The sequence below is a fragment of the Gemmobacter lutimaris genome, from assembly GCF_003570715.1.
In the GTDB taxonomy this organism is placed as follows: domain Bacteria; phylum Pseudomonadota; class Alphaproteobacteria; order Rhodobacterales; family Rhodobacteraceae; genus Gemmobacter; species Gemmobacter lutimaris.
Map to the genome: position 1 here is coordinate 331,444 of NZ_QXXQ01000004.1, position 21,596 is coordinate 353,039.

Consider the following 21,596-nt stretch of genomic DNA (forward strand, 5'->3'; position numbering starts at 1 on the left):
CGACCTTAGGCGCGGGCTTGCGGCAGGGGAAGGGGGCGCCACCTCAGCGCGCGGCAATCCGCTCGATTTCCACGGCCAGATCGCCGTATCCGGTGAAGCGCCGTTCATAGGCCAGACCCAGCCGTTCCGCCGCCGCCTGCGCCTTGGCATCCAGAACCGGATCATCGGTCTGCGCCTGATAAACCAGCTTGTCGTAGTTGCCGAACATCATCTGGATCAGCTCGGGGTGTTTGTCGAAGCCCATCGGGCGCCAGACGAAGGCATCGAACTGCCGGACAAGGAAATCGGTCAGGTAGAAGGCAGTGATCTCGGTTTCCGCGATTTCGGCGAAACGGTCATTGCCTTCGAAGAAGGAATAGCAATGCGGGCCTTCCAGCATCTCGACGCGCAAATCGCGGCATTTCTGCTGCAAAAGCCCGCCGGTGCCGCAATCGGCGTAAAGGATGAAAACCTGCTGATAGGTGTGCCTTGCCTCGGCCACGGCGGCCTCAACGGCCGCCGGGATGCGGTCGGGCCAGAGATGCAGATTGGCGGGCAGGCATTGCAGGTCCAGATGATCCCAGCCGCCCGCGCGTTTCACCGCAAGCACCTCATGCGCCAGTGCGCCACAGGCGATCAGCAGCACACGGCCCGTGCGGGCCTCGGGGGCAAGCCCGGCCTCGGTCAGGGTGTTGTCGTCGGGCAGCGTGTCGGTCATCGCGGGCTCCAGGGCTCTGACAGAGATATGGGGCGGAGGCCCCGAAAGACAAAGGCCCCGGACGTTCGCACGCCGGGGCCTTGATCCGCAGTTCCTGCGGGATCAGAGCGTGTTGTGCTTGCGCGCAACCATGGTCTTTGCGGTTTCCACCGCCACGGCCGCGTCGCGGCAATAGGCGTCGGCACCGATGGCCTTGCCGAATTCCTCGTTCAGCGGCGCGCCACCGACCAGAACGATGTAATCCTCGCGCATGCCCTTTTCTTTCATCGTGTCGATCACGACTTTCATGTAGGGCATGGTGGTGGTCAGCAGGGCCGACATGCCGAGGATGTCGGGCTGTTCTGCTTCCAGCGCCTCAAGGTATTTCTCGACCGAGTTGTTGATGCCCAGATCCAGCACCTCGAACCCGGCGCCTTCCATCATCATGCCGACAAGGTTCTTGCCGATGTCGTGGATGTCGCCCTTCACGGTGCCGATAACCATCTTGCCCATGCGCGGCGCGCCGGTTTCGGCCAAGAGCGGCTTGAGGATCGCCATACCCGCCTTCATGGCGTTGGCTGCCAGAAGCACTTCGGGAACGAACAGGATGCCGTCACGGAAGTCGGCGCCGACAATGGTCATGCCAGCGACGAGCGCCTTGGTCAGCACGTCATAGGGGGCCCAGCCGCGTTCCAGCAGGATGTTCACGCCCTCTTCGATCTCTTCCTTCAGACCGTCATAGAGGTCGTCATGCATCTGAAGGACAAGCTCTTCGTCATTCAGTTCGGACAGGATGATATCGTCTTCGTCGGCCATCGGCGCGCTCCTGCGGAAAGTGTTATCGCTTCAATGCGACGGAAGCGACGCGGGGACTTTTCGCTTTGCGACATCGGGCCGAACAAAGACGACAGAGACCCGAATCGCGGGCAGAATCCCGATGCCGGGGCTTGTGATTTGTTCACTTTATGTTCTAATGCGCGGATGGTGGAAAAAGACAGCACCCTCCGGCCGGAACTGCGGCTGCGCGCGCGCGGGGCTCTGGCCAATGAATCCGGCCGGTTCGAGCCGGAGCGCCGCGTGGCGGAACATGACGGCTGGGACATCGCCGAAGAGGAGCGGCTGCTGGAAACCGAGGTGCGGGTGGAACGCCCGCGTTCGGCCCTAACCTGGAACAAATCGCCTGACCTTCCTTTCGACCGCAGCGTGAATCCCTATCGCGGCTGCGAGCACGGTTGCATCTATTGTTACGCCCGCCCGACCCATGCCTATCTGAACCTGTCGCCGGGGCTGGATTTCGAAACCCGGCTGATCGCGCGCCCCGGTATTGGCGCGGTGCTGGAACGCGAGATCGGGCGGAAGGGGTATGAGGTGGCTCCGCTGGCGCTTGGCACCAATACCGACCCCTATCAGCCGGTAGAAAAGGCGTATCGGGTCACGCGCAAGGTGGTGCAGGTGATGCATGACTGGCAGCACCCGCTGGCGATCACCACGCGTGGCATGCTGGTCGAACGTGATCTGGATCTGCTGGCGCCGATGGCGGCGCTTGGGCTGGCGCGGGTCGGAATCACTGTCACCACGCTGGACGCCCGGCTTGCCCGCGCGATGGAGCCGCGCGCGCCCGCGCCTGCGCGTCGGCTGGAGGCGATCCGCCGGCTCAGCGCGGCGGGCGTGCCGGTGCGGGTGATGGTGGCGCCCGTCATCCCCGGCCTGACCGACCCCGAGCTTGAGGCGATCCTGTCAGCCGCCCGCGATGCCGGGGCAGTTGCGGCCAGCTGGATCATGCTGCGCCTGCCGCTGGAAGTGGCGCCGCTTGTAGAGGACTGGTTGCGCGCCCGGGTGCCGGGCCGTGCCGAAAAGGTGCTGGCGCGCATCCGCGAATTGCACGGCGGCAAGCTTTACGATGCGCAATGGGGGCGCCGGATGCGGGGAGAGGGGATCTGGTCTGACCTTGTGGCGCAACGCTTTGACAAGGCGGTCACAAGATTGGGGCTGACCGTGCCGCAACCGCCGCTGCGCCGCGACCTGTTCCGCCCGCCGCCGCGTGCCGGGGATCAGTTGACATTGTTCTGAGCCGGGCGCTTCTGGCCAATACGTCCAAGATGGGTAAAGCCGAAGCCCCGCGTTTCCTTCAGCCCGTAGCCCAGCATCCGGTCAAAGCCGACATGCGCCAGCCACAGCAGGCCAAGTCCCGACAGCAGGGCAATCTGAAACCAGCCCCCCAAGGCCAGCAGAAGCGCGCCACAGCCGTAATGATGCACGAGGTTGTAACCGAAAGCCCCGACGCGCGGCCCCGCCAGATAGGCGAAGAAGCTCAGGTCGGGTGCAAGGAACACCGGAAGCAGCGCGACCATGGGCAGGGGCTGTGGCCCTGTGAAGTAGAGCCAAAGGGCGCAGAGGAAAACCGCCGCGCCCTCGGCCTTTTGCCACAGGGTCGTGCCCCGGTCTGGCCGGTTCCGGTCAGCCACGCCGTCCGCGCCGTTCGCGGCGCGCGCTGCCCGCATCCTCGCCCGTGCCATCCGATGCCGAGGAGAAGCCACCCAGCCGCGACGAGATGTCGTCCAGCGTGGGGCGCGGGCCCTTGGGGCGGCTTTCCAGCGCGGCACGCATGGCGCGCAGGTGTTCGGGCATGGTGCCGCAGCAGCCGCCGATGATGCGCACGCCGGCATCGCGGGCCAGCACGGCATATTCGGCCATCAGTTCGGGCGTACCGTCATAGACGATGGCGCCGTCCTTGTATTTCGGGATACCGGCATTGCCTTTGGCGATGACGGGGCGTTCGGTGCCCTGGGCGAAGAAACCCAGAACGGTGCGCATCAGATCGGAGGCGCCCACGCCGCAATTGGCACCGAAGGCGATCGGCGGATTCGGCAGCTTTTCCACCAGCGTCGCCAGATCGGCCGAGGTCACGCCCATCATGGTTCGGCCTGCCGTGTCAAAGCTCATGGTGCCGCACCAGGGCATATTGGCACGGGCCGCCGCCTCGGCCGCCGCCTTGTATTCCTCAGGGGCCGAGATGGTTTCGACCCAAAGCACATCGGCACCGCCTTCCTTCAGGCCCTCGGCCTGTTCATGGAAGATTTCCACCGCCAGTTCATGCGTCAGGCTGCCCATAGGCGCCATGATCTCACCCGTCGGCCCGACCGACCCTGCCACGACAACGGTGCGCCCCGAGGCATCGGCGATTTCACGTCCAAGCGCGGCGCCCACGCGGTTCAACTCGCGCACGCGGCCCTGCGCGCCGTGCAGCTTCAACCGGCTTGCATTGCCGCCGAAAGTATTGGTCAGGAAAATGTCGGACCCGGCCTCCACCGCGCCGCGATAAAGTGCGCGGATGTTGTCGGGCTGGTCTGTGTTCCACAATTCGGGCGCGTCGCCGGACGAAAGCCCCATGTTGAACAGGTTGGTTCCGGTGGCGCCATCGGCCATCAGCCAGTCGCGCGATGCCAGTAGGCGGGAAAGTGCGTCGGTCATGTCGCCTCGCAAGGGTAGGCTGCCCGAAGGCCGGGCAGCCGGGAAATCGGTAAGGGAATTACTGTTCCGACATCAGTTGCGCCTTGGCGACCGGCAGCAGCTCGGCCAGCTTGGCGCGGATCGCATCGGCGCTGGCACGGTCCCCCAGATCGGCCGCCAGCTTGCGCACCACATCCTCGGAACCCGCTTCCTCGAAATCGGCGGCGACCACGGTCATCGCATATTCGGCAGCCTCGTCGCCCGACTTGCCCAGAAGCTCGGCGGCCCAGAGACCGGCCAGCTTGTTACGACGGGCCTCGGCCCTGAACTGCATGTCGGCGTCATGGGCGAATTTGGCTTCGAATGCCTGTTCGCGGTCGTCGAAGGTGGTCATGGCAAGGCCCCCTGAAATAAAATGGTTCCGGTTGCTTTCCATATGCCCGCCCGTGGCCCCTGCCGCAAGGGCCGAGAGGCGCGGAGGTGGCGCGATGGCGCTAAACCTTGCGGCGGCGCGGCACTTCCACTATGACGCGCGCAGATGGGCGGGGGTGCGGAACCTTCCGCCCCAGCGCGATTCGGGAAAGTTCATGGCACGTCGGAAGAAGGTCTACGAAGGCAAGGCGAAGATCCTTTACGAAGGGCCGGAGCCGGGCACCCTGATCCAGTATTTCAAGGACGATGCCGCGCAATCCGAACAGGCGCCGAACCAGGGAACGGATGGCAAGGGTCTGGAGGGCAAGGGCGTCCTGAACAACCGTCTGTCCGAGTTTTTCATGGCGGGGCTGAATGCCATCGGCGTGCCCACGCATTTCATGCGCCGCCTCAACATGCGCGAGCAACTGGTCCGCATGGCGGAAATCCTACCGGTGGATGTGGTGGTGCGCAATTTCGCGGCAGGCGAGATTTCGCAGCGCCTTGGCATCCCGGAAGGCACCGCCCTGCCGCGTCCGATCGTCGAATATTACTACAAGGACGAAAAGCTCGGTTCGCCCATGGTGGCCGAGGAACATATCGTCGCCTTCGGCTGGGCCAACCAGCAGGATCTGGATGACATGGTTGCGCTGGCGCTGCGGGTGAACGATTTCCTGTCGGGCGTGATGCTGGGCGTCGGCGTCCGGCTGATGGATTTCCGCATCGAGGTCGGCCGGATCTGGGAAGGCGATTACATGCGCCTGATCGTTGCCGACGAGATCAGCCCCGACAATTGCCGCCTGTGGGATCTGCGGGGGCTGGAAACCCCGGACCGCGAAGGCCAGGTGCGCGAGCCTGGCCCGTTGAACGATGTCTATACCGAACTGGCGCGGCGGCTGGGTGTTCTGCCCTCCAACGTGACCCATACCACCAAGCCGACCCTCATCAACTGAAAGGCCCTGACGATGAAAGCGCGTGTGACCGTGATGCTGAAAACCGGCGTTCTGGATGTGCAGGGCGAGGCGGTGCGCCGCGCGCTGGGCACGCTTGGCTTCGAAGGGGTCGAAGCGGTGCGTCAGGGCAAGGTGATCGAACTGGACCTGACCGCGACGGATCGTGCCAAGGCCGAGGATGAAGTCAAGGCCATGTGCGAAAAGCTGCTGGCCAATACCGTGATCGAGAAATATTCGGTCGAGCTGATTTGATCTCCGTTCCGACCTGACGGTCGGGGGAGGCGCAAATTTCTTTCTGAAGAAATTTGCAAATCTTTTCAGGAAAAGATTTGCGGCGCGCGGGCGGTCAGCTCGTGCGCCGTTCCAGTTTCAGCCAGATGCCAGTGGCGGACCGCACCGTAAGATGCGCGGCGGGCACCGGCACGCGGTCGGGCAGGGCAGTCAGCCGGAAATCGCGCAGCAGCATCGCCAGCAGAAGCGGCCCTTCCACCATGGCAAAGCCCGCGCCGGGGCAGACGCGCGGCCCGGCCGAGAAGGGGATATAGGCATGGCGCAGCCCCGCGCGGCCGTTTTCCGTGTCAAATCGGGCGGGGTCGAAACCGTCAGGATTGTCCCACAGCCGTTCATGGCGGTGCAGGTGCCAGGGGGAGAGCACGATCTGCGCGCCCTTCGGCGCCGCGCGGTCACGCAGGCGCACCGGGCAGCGGGTTTGCCGCACCATCATCGGCACCGGCGGGTAAAGCCGCATCGCCTCGCGGAAGACGGCGCGGGCGAGTTTCAGCCGCCCCATCACGGTGAAATCCGCGGTTTCGCCCAGTTGCTCCTGTGCTTCGGCTGCCAGTCTTTCCTGCCAGTCGGGGTGTGTCGCCAGCAGATAAAGAGCCCAGGCGAGGGCAGAGGCCGAGGTCTCATGCCCCGCCAGAAAGAAGATCGCCACCTGATCCACCATTTCGGCGGTATTGAAGCGCGCGCCGGTCTGCGGGTCGGGGAAGGTCATGATCTTGGTTGCCAGATCGTCCGGCGCGGTGCCCGTGGCGATTTCGGTGGCGCGGGTGGCGGTGAGGTGCTCGATCAACTGACGGATGCGGGCGGCGGTGTGGCGGGTGGTGCGGCTGTGAAAGCGCGGCATCCAGCGCGGCAGCGGTAGGAAGGCTGCGAGGTTCAGGATCGGCTGCTCCTGCTGGTGCCGTCGGAATTCATGGAACACCGCGCTGGCAGTTTCATCCTGAATGGGGAGCGAGAACAGCGTGCGGAAGATCACATCGGCGGCGGCGTGGCTGGCCTCGAACTCCATTTCCACCGGCTTGCCATCGGCGCGGGGGGCGAGCCGGGCCACCATCGCCTCGGCTGCGGCGCGCATGGCGGGGAAGGTATCGCGCAGGCGTCCACCTTCGAAGGCGGGGTCGATGATGCGGCGCTGGCGTTCCCACGTCTCGCCATTGGTGACGAAGACAGAATTGCCCAGAAGCGGGGTCAACCCCTCGCGGATGCGGTTGGATTTCGGGAAATCGCGGGGGCGTTCCTTCAACACCAGATCGACCAGCGCCGGGTCGTTACACATGTAGCTGCGAAAGAACGGGGTGCGGAATTCTGCCATCCATGCCCGGTAAAGCCGTGCGGGCTGGGCCGACAGGATGTCGCGCCGGAACAGCCGCAGATAGCGCCACAGCGACACCCGGTCAGGGCGGGCGGGCGGTTTCGGGGGCAGGGGCGGGGTGGCGGTCATGCCACAGTGGTAAAGCGGTTGGCAGCGCGGTCAATGCGGCCTTTGGACTCGGGCCGCCCGGCAAAGCGTTCAGCCAATGTCAGTGGCCCGGCGGTGACGCGGAAATAGTCGTAATCCCAAGGGGCGCCGGGCAGGTTGTCGAAGGCGCAGAGATACTGGAAATGCAGCCGGAAATAGCGCCGCTTCAGCGCCTCCCATGTTTCGGGCTTCAGGGTCTGCGTGAAGGCTGCGGAATAGATGCGCGGCCAGATCTGGCCTTCGGGTGCCACGCCCGATACCGCCACCGGATCGCAGAGCGCGAAGGCGCAGCCATCGCCCGGCGCGGTGACGTCGATCCATGTCAGTTCCGGTCGTGTGGACAGGAAGGCCAGATCGCCGCGCAGGCGCTTCGCCTCGGGCAGGTAGCTGACCATGGGCACCACCTGGCCCAGCGACAGGAAAGACAGCGCCGGGCGCGGTTCGGGCAGCCCCTCGCGGATCAGATCGGCGAGGATCGACACCGCGAGATGCGCGCCCGAGGAATGGCCAACGACCAGCACCTCGTCATAGGGGCCGGTCAGGGCCTCGGTGACGGTGTGGCGAAAGGCGGTCATCCGCGCTTCAAGTTCGGGCGGGTTGGCACCTTTCGACCGGGCCGAGAAGGCGTAGTCGTGCATGAGGTAATAGGCATAGAATTTGCCATCCTTGCGCTTGAACCAACGCAGGATCAGGCCGGCCACGGCAAGGCCAAGGGCGAAGCCGCCGATCCGCCCCGGCCAGCCGGGCAGGGTGGTGCGGGTGATCCACCACAGAGCGCCCCCGACGGCCAGTGCCAGCACCAGTTGCAGCAGCAGCGCGAAGATCGGGTAAAGCGCCGCAATGATCGGCCCCTTGCGCAGCCGCATCAGCCGGAACAGCGCCCCGGAACCGATATAGGCCCATGCAGTGTGCACAAGTTGCGCATAGGTGGCGGGGATCGAATTGTGCATCGAATGGCGCACGATGTCCGACCAGACCAGCACCTCGACATCGGTTTCCACCGCCCGGCCTTCGACCGTGGCGCGCACCTGCCAGCCATAGGGGCCGCGCACGCGCTTGGGCTTCAGCTCCAGCGTATAACCCGAGAGGGTAGCCTGCGCCGCGCCCTCCTTGCGGTAAAGTTCGCGGTAACGGCGGGGATGGATCGGATCGTAGCCGGGGATATAGAATACGCGGCGGCGGAAGGGCCCGCCGCCCTCAGGGCCGCTGTCGTGATCATCCTGCATGTCGCGCATCCGCTTCCTCCGGCGGACATCCTGCCGGGCCAATCTGGCGAAATTAGGGTAGCGGCAGGCAGGGCAAAGGCCAAGCCCGGCGGGAAGGGCGGATCAGCCCAGTGTGGCGAGGAAGGGGAAGGTATCCAGCAGCCAGAACGAGAAATCCGACAGTGCGCCCGTCACCAGCGCCAGCCCTACGATGACCAGCAGCAGGCCCATCAGCCGCTCGATGGTTTTCATGTAGGGTTTCAGCCGGGTCATCACCCCCATGGCGCGTTCGATGAAAAGCGCGGCCAGTAGAAAGGGCAGGCCCAGACCCAGCGCATAGACCGCCAGTAGCGCGGTGCCGCGTGCCAGATTGGCCTCGTTCGCGGCCAGCGACAGAATGGCACCCAGTTGCGGGCCGATGCAGGGCGTCCAGCCGAAGGCGAAGGCGAGGCCCAGCAGATAGGCGCCCGCTGCCGAGCCGCCCCGGTCGCCCGCATCCAGCCGCGCCTCGCGGTCAAGGATCGGGATGCGGAACAGGCCGAGGAAATGCAGGCCCAGCACGATAACCACCGCGCCGGAGATACGGGCGAAAAGCTCCTGATTTTTCAGGAAGAATGCGCCAAAGGCCGAGGCGGTGAAGCCCAGAAACAGGAACACGGTCGAAAGGCCCAGCACGAAGAACAGCGCGGGCAGAATGATGCGGCGGCGCGCGGCGGCCTGGCCTTCGCGCAGTTCGGGCATGGAAATGCCACCCATATAGGCAAGGTAGGGCGGCACTATCGGCAGCACACAGGGGCTGAGGAAGGACAGGATGCCCCCGGCCAGCGCCACGAGCATGGCGGGCAACAGGCCCGCGTCAAATATGTCGATGCCGAACATGGGGTCTCCGTCCTGTCGGGATGGTGATAGACCAAAGCCGCCCATTCGTCACCGGGGCGACTCGTCGCGGTGCATCACTAAGCCGTCAGAAGCGTTTCATCTGGTGCGGATGCGCCCGTGGGTCTATGCCGGGCGCATGGACTATGATGTCGATCTGGATTGCGAGGGGCTGCTGTGCCCGCTGCCGGTCTTGCGGGCGCGCAAGCGGCTGATGGCACTGGTGCCGGGTATGGTGCTGCGGGTGCGGGCGACCGACGGGATGGCGGCGGTCGATTTGCCGCATTTCTGCGCGGGAGCCGGGCATCACTATCTTGGGGCGAAGCCCGAAGGGGCGGCGGTGGCACATTTCATCCGGCGCGGTGCGGCGCAGGCAGAGCCGCAGTCGTCCGGGATGGAATAAGCGGGGCGAAAATGAAAAACGCCGGGCGCTTGGCCCGGCGTTTCTCGTTTTACATCCGGTCAGCGACCGACAGACCACCAGCCGCGCCGCTTGGGCTGGTTGTCATCGGCCTCTGCGGCATCCGCTTCGGCCGGGTCTGCCTGCACGGCGCCAGCGGTTTCCATCTCGCCCGGATCAGCCTGCAAGGCGGGAAGATCAGGTGCCTGAGGGGCCACGGGTTCGGTGACAGAAGGCTCGGCGACGACAGGTTCGGCTGCCACAGCTTCGGGTGCGGCTTCCGCAACGGCCAGGATCTCGACCTGCGCAACCGCGACCTCGGTGGTCTCGGCTGCAACAGCCTCAACTACGATGGCTTCGGCTTCGGCGGTCTTGGCCTTCGGCTTGCTGCGCGAGCGTGTGCTGCGCGGCTTGGGCGCGGGCTTGTCCCCGGCTTCGGCGCTTTCCACAGGCGCATCGGCCTCGGCGGCGGCATCCGCATCGGCAGCCTTCGCCTTGGACTTGCCGCGCGAGGCGGTGGATTTGGCAGGCTTCGCCTCGCCATCCTGTGCGGTGGCATCCTTTGCAGGGGCCTTGCGGCTGCGGGTCGATCTGGACTTCTTGGGCGCTTCTTCGACCGCAGGGTCTTCGGCGACCGCAGGTTCTTCTGCCACAACCTCGGCAGCGGCTTCCGCTTCGGCAACAGGCGCTTCGGCTTCGGCGGCGTCTCCGGCTTCCGGCGCGTCTTCGGCATCTGCCTCGTCAGCGTCATCACCCTCGGCGTCCGTCTCGGCCCCGGCTTCCTTGTTCTTTGCCCCGCCACGGCGGCGCGACCGGCGACGGCGTTTCTTCTTCGAGCCGCCTTCTGCGGCAGGGGTCGCATCGTCGCGGGCCTCGGTCTCGGCTTCGGCTTCCGCCTCTTCCAGATCCTCATCCAGCGGCAGTTCGGGATCGTCCTCGTCCTCGTCCACCGGGGCGCCCATCAGCGCGGCATTGCCAGAGATGACGGCCGAAGGTTCCGGCACCATGCGGGTGGCGGTCTTGAACTTCTCGATGCTGTAATCGGGCGAGATCAGATGCGGGTCGGCTTCCAGCCGGACCGCCATGCCATAGCGCGCCTCGATCAGCGCGATATGCTCGCGCTTGTGATTGATCAGATAGTTGATCACCGCCACCGGCGCCTTCAGCAGCACCTCGCGGCTGCGCTTGCGGGTGCCCTCTTCCTCCAGCGCGCGCAGGATGGTCAGCGCAAGGCTGTCATCCGAGCGGATCAGGCCGGTGCCATGGCAATGGGCGCAGGGCTGGGTGGTCGATTCCAGCATGCCGGGGCGCAGGCGCTGGCGGCTCATCTCCATCAGGCCGAAGCCCGAGATGCGACCGACCTGAATGCGCGCGCGGTCGGTTTTCAGCTTGTCTTTCAGGCGCTTCTCGACCGCGACATTGTTGCGCCGCTCTTCCATGTCGATGAAGTCGATCACGATGAGGCCCGCAAGGTCGCGCAGTCGAAGCTGGCGCGCCACCTCGTCTGCCGCCTCAAGGTTGGTCTTGAGCGCCGTATCCTCGATCGAGCCTTCCTTGGTGGCCCGGCCCGAGTTCACGTCGATCGCCACCAGCGCCTCGGTGACACCGATCACGATATAGCCGCCGGATTTCAGCTGCACGACCGGGTTGAACATGCCCGACAGATAGCTTTCCACCTGGAAGCGCGCGAACAGCGGCATCTGGTCGGTATAGCGTTGCACCACCCGCGCATGGGCGGGCATGATCATGCGCATGAAATCCTTGGCGGTGCGGTAGCCGGTTTCGCCCTCGACCAGGATTTCCTCGATTTCGCGGTTATAGAGGTCGCGGATCGAGCGTTTGATCAGGTCGCCTTCCTCGTAGATCGGGGCGGGGGCGATGGATTTCAGCGTCAACTCGCGGACCTGTTCCCACAGGCGCATGAGATATTCGTAATCGCGGCGGATTTCCGGCTTGGTGCGCTTGGCGCCCGCCGTGCGGATGATCAGGCCGGCGCCTTCCGGCACCTCCATCTCGCCCGCGATTTCCTTCAGCTTCTTGCGGTCGGCGGCATTGGTGATCTTGCGGCTGATGCCACCGCCACGCGCGGTATTGGGCATGAGCACACAGTAGCGGCCCGCGAGGCTGAGGTAGGTGGTCAGCGCGGCGCCCTTGTTGCCGCGCTCTTCCTTCACCACCTGCACCAGCATGATCTGGCGCACCTTGATGACTTCCTGGATCTTGTAACGGCGCTGGCGCGGTTTGCGCGGCGCGCGGATTTCCTCGGTCACATCTTCTTCGGCAACCGATTCGATCTCGTCATCCACCGGAGCTTCGGCCTCGGCTTCCACATCATCGTCGGAGGAGGTTGTGGCTTCAGCGGGTTCTGCTTCCGGCGCGGCGGGTTCACCAACGGCCTCGATGTCGTCGGACAGTTCGACCGGGCTGGCTTCGGTCACGACGAACAGCGCGTCTGCGCCGGTTTCTTCGCCCAGATCGACGACATCCATGCCCGAAATCTGCGGCGCCTCGGCGCTCAGCACGGGATCTGCCGCGGCGGCTTCGGCTTTGGGCGCGGTGCGTTTGTGCGAGGAGGGCCGCTTGCGGCTGCGGTTCTCTTCCTCTTCCTCGGCACGGGCGAGGGCGCGTTCTTCCTCGATCAGCGCCTTACGGTCTGCGACGGGGATCTGATAGTAATCGGGGTGAATTTCGGCGAAAGCCAGAAATCCGTGGCGATTGCCGCCGTAATCGACGAAGGCCGCCTGAAGCGAGGGCTCTACCCGCGTGACTTTCGCAAGGTAGATATTTCCCTGAAGCTGACGCTTGTTTACCGTCTCAAAGTCGAATTCCTCGACCTTGTTTCCGTCCACCACGACAACCCGGGTCTCCTCCGGGTGCGTGGCGTCGATGAGCATTTTCTTGGCCATGGTGTTCCATTGCGCCATGGCCCGTCCACCCCTCCGTCGAGGGTACCGTGGAAGATGAGGGCGGGCAGATGGCGGCTTGTAAGGGCGTGGCTGCGGCATGCGCAGGCCGCAGGCAGGCGCGAAAGCCCCCCGTCGGTCATCAGTGCATCAGGCGCGCGGCTCATCGCGGTTCTTAGTCCCAGGTGCCAGAGCACCCAAATAAGGCGCCGGGCATCTGGGGGACGACCGGCGAATTGGCGGCCTTTCGGCCAGTGATTTCTGCGGGGATCAGCACTGTCGGACCCTTGGCCCGACCCGCGCTTCCGGCAGCGAAACTGGTTTGCGGGGCTTCGCATGTAACGAAATGGCACCCGTCGCGTGACAATAAGGGGAGCCGGGCTCAAAATACAATGGCAAAATTGCCGGGGATTCGAACCGGGCGACAGCGGAGGGCGGGCGATGGTGCAACTGTTCGTGGCGGGGGATCAGGTGGTCGCCAACAATGGCCACTTGCAGATCCTGCGACGGGTAGCGGGGGAATGGATCGAAATCGAGGTGCAGCCGCAGGGATTTCTGAACTGGGGCAACTGGGATTTCCGTCCGTCGGACCAGCCGCACAACCTGCCCGAGGCGGGCGAGGCCTACGGTCGCCGACCACTGCCGCTACGCCCCGCGCAGGATGGCGCGCATGTCTGGGAGTTGCTGACGAAGCTGCGCGATGCGCTGGCTGAAAGCGGCGCCGGGACCGATTTCCTCCTGACCGAGCAGAATAGCAATTCCTATATCCGCACCCTGCTTTACATCATCGGGGACGGGCGCGACTGGTCGGCGAAGTTTGGGGACGTGGGGTTGACCGCCTTTCCGGGCTTTGGTCGCAACGTGTTGTTTGGCGTAGAGATCGACGGCGACTTGCGGCGTGGCCTGTCGCTGGATGTCACCGGAACTGCCGGGAACGACGTGATTCGTGCCGGCCTTGCACGCGATCGTCTGATGGGGGCAGCGGGCGCGGATACGCTGGTGGGTTCGGGCGGGGCCGATACGCTGTCGGGTGGGGCGGGCGCGGATGTGCTGCGCGCCGGGCGCGGTGCCGATGTGGTGACGGGGGGCGCCGGGGCGGATGTGATCGGCTTTGGCCGCGACGCCGCGCGCGATGTCGTGGTGCTGGATGCCGTGTCGGACAGCGCGGTGGGCGCGGCCGACAGCCTGCGCTGGTTCGACCCTGCCCGCGACGTGATCGACCTGCGCCGGATCGACGCCGACCCTGACCTGCCGGGCAATCAGGCCCTGCATTTCGGACCCGGCGCCGTCTGGTTCGACACCGATGGCGCCGATACCCTGCTGCGGGCCGATGTCACCGGTGACGGGGCGGCGGATCTGGAAATCCGTCTGCTTGCCGTCACCGGGCTGAGTGCCGACAATCTTCTGCTGTAACGCTCAGGTATAATCCGAGCGCTGAAGCCCGTATTTCGCCATTTTTTCGTTCAGCGTGCGACGCGGCAGGCAAAGTTCCTCCATCACCGCGACGATGCTGCCCTTGTGGCGGCGCATGGTGTTGTCGATCAGCATCCGCTCGAAAGCATCCACATATTCCTTCAGCGGCTTGCCCTCGGTCGTCATCGCCGGACCTGCCGCCTCGTTATCCGCCATCAGAAGCGAAGCGATGGAACCCGAGCCGCGCCGGTTTTGCAGCACCGCCCGTTCGGCGATGTTGACCAGTTGCCGCACATTGCCCGGCCAGGGGGCTTGCAACAGTTGCGCGGCCTCCTGCGCGGTCACGGGCGGGGCGTCACAGCCATATTCCTCGGCGAATTGTTCCGACATGCGGGTGAACAGCGTCAGAATGTCCTCGCCGCGCGCGCGCAGGGGTGGCAGCACGATGGTCATGGCGCCCAGTCGGTAGAACAGATCGCTGCGCAGAAGCTGCTCCAGCGTCTTGTCGGGGGCATGTTCATTGCAGATGGCGATGACGCGGGTTTCTGGTGGCGTTCCCTGATCGTTGATCATGGTCAGCAGGCGCGATTGCAGCGCGTGGCTGAGGCTTTCAATGTCTTCCAGACACAGCGTCCCGCCGCGCGCCTCTTCCACCAGCGGCACGCCATCTTCGGTGGGGCCGAACAGCTTGGCCGCAAGCTGATCCTCGGACCAGGCCGCGCAGGAGACGGTGACGAATTTCTTCGACGCCCGCGGCCCCACCGCATGCAGCGCATGGGCGACCAGCGTCTTGCCGGTGCCGGTTTCACCGTCGATCAGCACATGGCTGTCGGCCTGACCGAGATCGAGGATATCCTCGCGCAGCCGTTCGATCGCCGGGGAGGCGCCGATCAGCTTTTTCATGATGGTGGTGCCGTCGGACAGTTCCTTGCGCAGCGCCCGGTTGTCCAGCGTCATGCGCCGCGCCTGCGTGGCGCGTTTGGCCAGTTCGGTCATGCGGTCGGGATTGAACGGCTTTTCCAGAAAGTCAAAGGCGCCCAGACGCATCGCCTCGACCGCCATGGGCACGTCGCCATGGCCGGTGATCATGATGACCGGAAGCGCGCTGTCCATCCCCATCAGGCGCTTGAGGAAAGCCATGCCATCCATGCCGGGCATGCGGATGTCCGAGACGATCACGCCCGGAAAATCGCCGGTAATGGCGGCCAGCGCATCCTCGGCGCTGCCATAGGTTTCGGTGTCGAACCCGGAAAGGGCAAGCCACTGGCTGATCGACTGGCGCATGTCCGCCTCGTCATCCACGATGGCGATTTTCATTGCACGGGCCATTTGGTCCTCATTCTGCTGCCCTGGCTTCGCCTGCCAATATGGGAAGCTGCATCTCGAATACAGCCCCCCCGCCGTCCGCGTTCCGCGCGGTCAGCCGGCCACCAAGGTCGGTGACGATCCCCGAGGAGATGGCAAGGCCCAGCCCCACCCCCTCGCCGGGTTTCTTGGTTGTGTAGAAAGGCTCGAACACGTTTTCGAGTTCCTTGATCCCGTGCCCGTTGTCGCGCACGTTCAGGATGGCGGTTTCGCCTGCCGACAGCAGCAGGTCGATCTGCGGCTGCCGGGTTTCCTTCGTGGCGTCCAGCGCATTGCGCAGAAGGTTGATGATGACCTGTTCCAGACGGATCCGGTCGGCCATCACCATGACGGGCGTGCGGGGCAGGGTCCGGGTGATGCGCACGGTGCGCGCCTTCAGCTGCGGTTCCATCATCGCCAGCGCGTTGGAGACAGAGTTGCGCAGGTCCACCGGCTCGAATGCCTCGCCGCCCTTGCGGGCATAGGATTTCAGTTGTCGGGTGATCGCGCCCATGCGGTCGATCAGGTCGTCGATGCGCTGGAAGGAAGACAGTGCCTCCTCCGGCCGCTTGCGTTGCAAGAGCAGCCGTGCGCCCGCCAGATAGGTTTTCATCGCGGCAAGCGGTTGGTTGAGCTCGTGGCTGACCGCTGCCGACATTTCGCCCAAGGCGGCGAGTTTCGACGATTGTGCCAGCGTCAGCTCCGCCACGGCAAGGTTCTTCTGCACCTTCTCGCGTTCCGCGATCTCGCGTTGCAGCCGGGCGTTCAGCAGCCGCAGTTCCGCGCTTTCGCGCTGATATGTGACGCTGCGCGACCAGGCGCGGCGCGACAGCATGTAGAAGGTCACGGCCAGCAGGATCGCAAAACCCATGATCTCCAGCGCGATGACGCCGTTCACCCGCTCGCGCACCGAATCGTAGGCGGTATAGGTGATGATGCGCCAGCCCCGGAAGGCCACGCGGGTTTCGGTTTTCATCACCGCCTCGCCGCTGAGATAGGCGTCCGGCGGTTCCTGCGCCCAGTCGGCGGCGCCTTGCAGCGCGCGGCGGATGGCAGAGGGCGCGTCGCGCGCCTCCAGTGCCTTGGCCAGCGGCAGGCCGCGCCAGCGCGGTTCGGTGGCCAGAAGCACCGTGCCCTCGCTGTCGGTGACCAGAACCGCATCCTGCAACCCGGCCCAGGCGCGTTCGTATTTCATCAGATCGACTGCGACGACGATGACGCCCAGCACCTGATTGTCGGATCGGACCGCGCGGGAATAGGTGAAATCGAAGCCCGGCGTTTCGCGCGGGGCGACGGTGAAGATCGTGTCCTTCGCCCGCTGCGCCTCGATATACTGGGGCGCGCTGCGCAGGTTGGCGCCAAGCTGGTTGCGGTTGGTCGCACCGACGATGCGCCCCTCGGCATCCAGAAGGATGATGGAGGCGGCGCCGATCTCGCTTTGAAACGAGATGAGGCGGGCGGAGGTGGCGGAATATTCCTTCCGCGTCAACGCCCCGATCAGCTCGGGGTCGCGCGCCAGCAACAGCGGCACCACCGAGGTGCGCTGCAACTCCGAAATCATGTTGCCGGAGTAAAGTGCCAGCCGCAGTTCGGCCCGGTTGCGGGTGACTTCGGTAAAGCGTTCCGACAGCCAGCGGTTGGTGACCAGAACCACAACCGCGCCGAAGATGACCAGCAGCAGCACGACAAGCTTCAGCCGCCAGGAAATCCCGGCGTTTTCGGCTTTCATCTCGGGCTCGGGTGCGGCGTCCTGCATGATCGGCGCAGTCTAGGCGCGGCGCCGGGGGGCCTCAAGGCCGCAGCGCGTCAGGCCAGCGCCATCTTGCCGACCAGCGCGGCAAACAGTGCGGCCCCATCGGTCCCGCCCTGTGCCGCCTCGACCGCACGTTCGGGGTGGGGCATCATGCCCAGCACACGGCGATTGGCCGAGAGAATACCGGCGATGTCGTCCATCGAGCCGTTGGGATTGGCGGTATAGCGGAAGGCGACGCGATCCTCGCCCTTCAGACGCGCCAGGGTTTCGGCATCGGCGGTATAATTGCCATCGTGATGTGCGACCGGGAAGCTGACCATCTGCCCGGCGCTGTAGCCTGCGGTAAAGGCGCTGTCAGTGGTGGCCACGGTCATCTCGACCGGCTTGCAGATGAACTTCAGCCCCGCATTGCGCATCAGCGCGCCCGGCAGCAGGTGCATTTCGGTCAGCACCTGAAATCCGTTGCAGATGCCGATGACATAGCCGCCCCGGTCCGCATGCGCCTTGACAGCGGGGGCAATGGGCGATTGCGCGGCGATGGCGCCGCAGCGCAGGTAATCGCCGAAGGAAAAGCCGCCCGGCACGCCCACGACATCGACGCCCGCAGGCAGTTCGCTGTCCTTGTGCCAGATGCGCACGACCTCGGCCCCAGCCTTTTCGAAGGCGACGGCAAGGTCGCGGTCGCAGTTGGAACCGGGGAAGGTGATGACGGCGGCTTTCATCGGGCGATCCTTTCAGGGGCAGGCCGCTGGGCAGCAGAAGCGCGGCGGCCGAGGATGCGCAGCCCATAGCGCAAAGCCCCTGCCGCTTCCAGCCCCTTCGCGGGGGGCGGCCGAAATGAAAGGGGGAAGGTGCCGGATTCTGTTGCCAGGCTCCGGCGGGCCCCGCCTTAGGCGGCTAAGCGTAAGGACTTAGGTTTCGGTTACCCGAGCTGCTTACGCAGCCAGAGCGACCGGAGCACGGTTGTCGTTGGCAACTGTACTTTTGGACCGATAACGGTGGTACCTCACCGAGCGAAAGCTGGCCTCTTTAGACGTCCGTCGATCCTGTTTCGGCCCCCGCCACGCCCAACGAGCGGTGAATGGTGGAGCCGCCGGGTACCGCCCCCGGGTCCGATCCGTTTATTACAGGTGCGTTTATCGCCATAGTCCGGGCGAACCCGAACGCGCCAGATATAGGCGGGGCAAGGCGGGGGTGCAAGCGGCGCAATGAAAAAGGCCCGGCGCATGCACCGGGCCTTTCGCAAGGGTGGGCTTTTTTACAAGGGGGGCGGATCAGAAGCCCGCCTTGATCGCCTCGAATTCCTCGATCATCTTGCTGCGCATTTCCGACGAGACCGGGGTCTGCGCCAGAATTGGCCCCTCGACCGGATCGACGTAGGCCGCCTTCAGCGCATCCGCCGGAATTTCCTTCATCGCGGCGTCATTCGACAGCGCATAGCCCAGTTCGTCCAGCAGCGCCTGTGCCGAGGTCGGCGCGAGCAGGCTGTTGATGAAGTCATAGGCTTTCTCTTCCTTGCCGGGCGCGTCCTTCATGTTGACGTAACCGCAGAACCAGGTCGTCGCCCCTTCGGTGGGGGTGCGCTGGAAGCCCACCGGGAAATCCTCGGCCTTCAGCGTCGCCACGCCATCGTTCCAGGACCAGGCCACCAGAACCTCGCCCGTGGCCATCAGTTGCGCCATTTCGGCCGGGTCGGACCAGTAGGCGCGGACATTCGGATGCACCTCGCGCAGCCAGTCGGCGGCGGCCTTGAACTGCTCGTCCGTCACATTGTCCCACTGGGTCAGGCCGGTGGCGAGGAAAGCCAGCGACCACACGTCGTCGGTGCTGTCGGGCAGCGAGATGCGGCCTGCGTATTTCGGATCCTTGAACACCTGAAGCGAGGCAACATCGGCCTCGGGCACTTGCGTGGTGTTATAGGCGATGGCGGTATAGGCGTAATCGGTCGGGATGAACCACACGCCCGCGTCATCCTTGAAGATGGGCGAGTTCAGCAGGCGCGGCGCGATATTGCCGAATTCCGGGATCTTCGCCGGGTCCCACGGCTCGATAAGGTCGGCCTCGCGGTAACGCCCGACATGGGCCGCGCAGGGGTGGACCACATCGGTCTTGAACCCGGACGAGGCTTTCTGGAATGCCTCGTCGTCATCGGCGAAGAAGCTGTAGGTGGGATGGGCGCCATTCTTGGCGACATAATCGGTCAGCACGCCGTCGATTTCCCAGCCGGCCCAGTCGAGCACGGTGAATTCAGGGTCCGCGGCAAGGGCGGGCGCGGCCAGCAGGACGGCGGCACTGGACAGGATCAGGCTACGAAGGGTCATCGGTTTTCCTCGGCTGTTGGTCACGGCCCACTCCCCCAAGCGGCCATGTCGGGAATGAAGCTAAGCGAGGGGAATCGGTGTCTCAAGCAGAAATTCCGCTTCCGGGGACGAGGGTTGCGAAAAATTGCGCATTTTGATCAAAAAATCATCTTCAACGGGCGCGGGGCGGCACCCACACCGCTTGCGGCCTCCACGGCTCTGGGTCAGGATCGCGCCGGACCATCAGCAAGAGGATACCATGCCGCTGGACATTGATTTCGTGCGCCGCCAGTTTCCAGCCTTTGAAAGCCCTGCGCTTCAGGGGCAGGCGTTTTTCGAAAACGCGGGTGGTTCCTATACCTGCAAGCCGGTGATCGACCGGCTGTTCCGCTTCTATCATGACCGGAAGGTGCAGCCCTACGCGCCCTACGAGGCCAGCCATCTGGGCGGGGCCGAGATGGACGAAGCTCGCGCGCGACTGGCCGCCATGATGGGGGTAGAGCGGGACGAGCTGTCCTTCGGTCCCTCGACCAGCGCCAATACCTTCGTGCTGGCCAATGCGGTGCGGCAATGGTTGCGTGGCAAGAAGGCCGCGATCGTGGTGACCAATCAGGATCACGAGGCCAACAGCGGCGTTTGGCGCCGTCTGGTGGACGAGGGGATCGAGGTGCGGGAATGGCGGATCGACCCGCAGACCGGGCATCTGGAGCCGGCCGCGCTTGCGCCGCTGCTGGAGGACGGTCGCGTGAAGCTGGTCTGCTTCCCGCATTGTTCCAACGTGGTGGCCGAGATCAATCCGGTGGCCGAAATCTGTGCGATGGCGCATGCGGCCGGCGCCTTCACCTGTGTCGATGGCGTCAGTTACGCGCCGCACGGCTTTCCCGACATGGCGGCGCTGGGTGCGGATGTTTACCTGTTTTCCGCCTACAAGACCTATGGCCCGCATCAGGGCATCATGGTCATCCGCCGCAAGTTCGGGGAAACCCTGCCCAATCAGGCCCATTTCTTCAACGGCGGCACGCTTTACAAGCGCTTCACCCCGGCGGGGCCGGATCATGCGCAGGTGGCGGCCTGTGCTGGCATGGCCGACTATATCGACGCGCTTTACAGTCATCATCACGGCGAAGCGGCCCATGCCACGCCGCTGGCCCGCAACAATGCCGTGCATGCGCTGATGCGCGTGCATGAGGAGGCGGTGTTGCAGCCGCTGCTGGATCATCTGGCGGCCCGCAACGATCTTCGGCTGATCGGCCCGCGTCAGGCAGAGGGGCGCGCGCCCACCGTCGCCGTCGCGCTGGATCGCCCGGCCGAGCCGGTGGCGGCTGCGCTGGCCGCGCATGGCATCATGGCGGGGGGTGGCGATTTCTATGCCGTCCGGCCGCTGGAGGCCCTGGGCGTTGATCTGTCGCGCGGGGTGCTCCGGCTCAGCTTCGTGCACTACACCACCGCCGCCGAGGTGACGAAGCTGATGGGCGCGCTGGACCGCGTGCTCTGACGCCTGCAGGGAAAGGGGCAGGCAAGCCCCTTTCCAACCGCGCGACCCGGCCCTATGGTGGGGGCAAGACAAGAGGGGACCGAATGGCGCGCACGATCGATTATGGCAACCTGATGCATCGCGCGATGCGCGGGCTGATCCAGACGGTTCTGGAGGATGTGGCCGAGCATGGCCTGCCCGGAGCGCATCATTTCTTCATCACTTTCGACACCAATCATCCCGGAGTCGAAATCGCCGACTGGCTGCGCGCGCGCTACCCTGACGAAATGACCGTGGTGCTGCAACACTGGTTCGAGAACCTCGTGGTCACGCCCGACGGCTTTTCCGTCACGCTGAACTTCGGCAACAGCCCCGAACCGCTGATCATCCCTTTCGACGCCGTGCGGACCTTCGTGGATCCGTCGGTCGAATTCGGCCTGCGTTTTGAAACGCATGAGGACGAAGACGACGAAGAGGACGAGGAAGACGGCGAGGAAGAAGCCGCCGCGCCGGAAGAACGCCCGCGCGAGGCCGAGGTTGTCAGCCTCGACAAGTTCCGCAAGTAATCCATCCTCTTGTCCCTGCTCTCCGGCAGGCCGGAAATTCCGGTCTGTTAGCGGTATACATCCGTATACCAATTGATTTCATGCGCGGTGCCGCCTAGAAGAAGCCAACCTTTCAAGGAGGCTTGCCC

The 21,596-nt window shown here is 64.9% G+C and carries 20 protein-coding genes and 1 other RNA gene; 7 read left to right on the forward strand and 14 right to left on the reverse strand.

The annotated features are described in order from the left end of the window. Positions 1-43: 43 nt before the first annotated feature. Both D2N39_RS10015 and D2N39_RS10020 read right to left on the reverse strand, forming a co-directional pair. Entirely contained in the window at positions 44-697 is a 654-nt protein-coding gene (locus tag D2N39_RS10015) for a DUF1638 domain-containing protein (RefSeq protein WP_119134632.1), read from the reverse strand. Positions 698-799: 102 nt separating this feature from the next. Beyond that, entirely contained in the window at positions 800-1,492 is a 693-nt protein-coding gene (locus tag D2N39_RS10020) for a corrinoid protein (protein ID WP_054301802.1), read from the reverse strand. 165 nt (positions 1,493-1,657) lie between these two features. On the opposite strand from D2N39_RS10020, the gene D2N39_RS10025 reads away from it, so the two are divergent. Continuing rightward, on the forward strand, positions 1,658-2,746 hold the full coding sequence (locus D2N39_RS10025; RefSeq protein ID WP_119134633.1) for a PA0069 family radical SAM protein: 1,089 nt from the start codon (positions 1,658-1,660) through the stop codon (positions 2,744-2,746). On the opposite strand, the gene D2N39_RS10030 is transcribed toward D2N39_RS10025, so the two are convergent. From D2N39_RS10030 to D2N39_RS10040, 3 genes are read right to left on the reverse strand one after another with little or no spacing between them, the layout of a single operon-like run. Then, on the reverse strand, positions 2,728-3,141 hold the full coding sequence (locus D2N39_RS10030) for a DUF4260 domain-containing protein (protein WP_233557105.1): 414 nt from the start codon (positions 3,139-3,141) through the stop codon (positions 2,728-2,730). The two genes, D2N39_RS10025 and D2N39_RS10030, sit on opposite strands and share 19 nt — an antisense overlap. After that, a complete protein-coding gene (gene bmt, locus D2N39_RS10035) occupies positions 3,134-4,147 on the reverse strand; it encodes a betaine--homocysteine S-methyltransferase (RefSeq protein WP_119134635.1) in 1,014 nt (337 codons plus the stop codon). Before bmt ends, D2N39_RS10030 begins: the two co-directional genes overlap by 8 nt. 58 nt (positions 4,148-4,205) lie before the next feature. Further along, positions 4,206-4,520, reverse strand: coding sequence for a DUF1476 domain-containing protein (locus tag D2N39_RS10040; protein WP_119134697.1), 315 nt, complete (start codon positions 4,518-4,520; stop codon positions 4,206-4,208). 193 nt (positions 4,521-4,713) lie between these two features. Here D2N39_RS10040 and D2N39_RS10045 point away from each other — a divergent pair, with 193 nt between their 5' ends. Together D2N39_RS10045 and purS are read left to right on the forward strand one after the other, a co-directional pair. Further along, positions 4,714-5,490, forward strand: a complete 777-nt coding sequence (locus tag D2N39_RS10045) for a phosphoribosylaminoimidazolesuccinocarboxamide synthase (protein ID WP_119134698.1) — start codon at positions 4,714-4,716, stop codon at positions 5,488-5,490. Between the two features lie 12 nt (positions 5,491-5,502). Further along, the gene (gene purS / locus D2N39_RS10050; protein ID WP_119134636.1) at positions 5,503-5,742 is read left to right on the forward strand and encodes a phosphoribosylformylglycinamidine synthase subunit PurS; all 240 of its coding nucleotides are present in this window, start codon (positions 5,503-5,505) and stop codon (positions 5,740-5,742) included. 94 nt (positions 5,743-5,836) lie between these two features. Here the strand turns inward: purS and D2N39_RS10055 are convergent, their stop codons facing one another. From D2N39_RS10055 to D2N39_RS10065, 3 genes are all read right to left on the reverse strand, one after another. After that, positions 5,837-7,216 carry a cytochrome P450 gene (locus D2N39_RS10055; protein ID WP_119134637.1) on the reverse strand — a complete coding sequence of 460 codons (1,380 nt, stop codon included), beginning with the start codon at positions 7,214-7,216 and terminating at the stop codon, positions 5,837-5,839. Further along, complete coding sequence (locus D2N39_RS10060; RefSeq protein WP_233557106.1) at positions 7,213-8,469, reverse strand: hypothetical protein; 1,257 nt, start codon at positions 8,467-8,469, stop codon at positions 7,213-7,215. The genes D2N39_RS10055 and D2N39_RS10060 overlap by 4 nt, the downstream gene beginning before the upstream one ends. Before the next feature lie 93 nt (positions 8,470-8,562). Beyond that, positions 8,563-9,318, reverse strand: a complete 756-nt coding sequence (locus D2N39_RS10065) for a cytochrome c biogenesis CcdA family protein (protein WP_119134638.1) — start codon at positions 9,316-9,318, stop codon at positions 8,563-8,565. A gap of 136 nt (positions 9,319-9,454) precedes the next feature. On the opposite strand from D2N39_RS10065, the gene D2N39_RS10070 reads away from it, so the two are divergent. Next, a complete protein-coding gene (locus D2N39_RS10070) occupies positions 9,455-9,718 on the forward strand; it encodes a sulfurtransferase TusA family protein (RefSeq protein ID WP_119134700.1) in 264 nt (87 codons plus the stop codon). Between the two features lie 59 nt (positions 9,719-9,777). Here the strand turns inward: D2N39_RS10070 and D2N39_RS10075 are convergent, their stop codons facing one another. Continuing rightward, positions 9,778-12,621, reverse strand: coding sequence for an Rne/Rng family ribonuclease (locus tag D2N39_RS10075; RefSeq protein WP_119134701.1), 2,844 nt, complete (start codon positions 12,619-12,621; stop codon positions 9,778-9,780). Positions 12,622-13,059: 438 nt separating this feature from the next. Between D2N39_RS10075 and D2N39_RS10080 the strand changes: the two genes are divergently transcribed. Beyond that, on the forward strand, positions 13,060-14,031 hold the full coding sequence (locus D2N39_RS10080; protein WP_119134639.1) for a M10 family metallopeptidase C-terminal domain-containing protein: 972 nt from the start codon (positions 13,060-13,062) through the stop codon (positions 14,029-14,031). A gap of 3 nt (positions 14,032-14,034) precedes the next feature. Here the strand turns inward: D2N39_RS10080 and D2N39_RS10085 are convergent, their stop codons facing one another. The 5 genes from D2N39_RS10085 to D2N39_RS10105 form a co-directional block, all read right to left on the reverse strand. Next, a complete protein-coding gene (locus D2N39_RS10085) occupies positions 14,035-15,360 on the reverse strand; it encodes a sigma-54-dependent transcriptional regulator (RefSeq protein WP_119134640.1) in 1,326 nt (441 codons plus the stop codon). Positions 15,361-15,367: 7 nt separating this feature from the next. Then, a complete protein-coding gene (locus tag D2N39_RS10090; protein ID WP_119134641.1) occupies positions 15,368-17,131 on the reverse strand; it encodes a sensor histidine kinase in 1,764 nt (587 codons plus the stop codon). Positions 17,132-17,181: 50 nt separating this feature from the next. Further along, positions 17,182-17,850 carry a phosphoribosylformylglycinamidine synthase subunit PurQ gene (purQ, locus tag D2N39_RS10095; RefSeq protein WP_119134642.1) on the reverse strand — a complete coding sequence of 223 codons (669 nt, stop codon included), beginning with the start codon at positions 17,848-17,850 and terminating at the stop codon, positions 17,182-17,184. A 128-nt stretch (positions 17,851-17,978) separates the two neighbouring features. Further along, positions 17,979-18,332, reverse strand: a transfer-messenger RNA (tmRNA) gene (gene ssrA / locus D2N39_RS10100). 70 nt (positions 18,333-18,402) lie between these two features. After that, positions 18,403-19,449 carry an extracellular solute-binding protein gene (locus D2N39_RS10105; protein ID WP_119134643.1) on the reverse strand — a complete coding sequence of 349 codons (1,047 nt, stop codon included), beginning with the start codon at positions 19,447-19,449 and terminating at the stop codon, positions 18,403-18,405. A 238-nt stretch (positions 19,450-19,687) separates the two neighbouring features. On the opposite strand from D2N39_RS10105, the gene D2N39_RS10110 reads away from it, so the two are divergent. Together D2N39_RS10110 and D2N39_RS10115 are read left to right on the forward strand one after the other, a co-directional pair. Then, entirely contained in the window at positions 19,688-20,923 is a 1,236-nt protein-coding gene (locus tag D2N39_RS10110; RefSeq protein ID WP_119134644.1) for an aminotransferase class V-fold PLP-dependent enzyme, read from the forward strand. An 83-nt stretch (positions 20,924-21,006) separates the two neighbouring features. Further along, positions 21,007-21,468 carry an SspB family protein gene (locus D2N39_RS10115; protein ID WP_119134645.1) on the forward strand — a complete coding sequence of 154 codons (462 nt, stop codon included), beginning with the start codon at positions 21,007-21,009 and terminating at the stop codon, positions 21,466-21,468. Positions 21,469-21,596 lie beyond the last annotated feature (128 nt).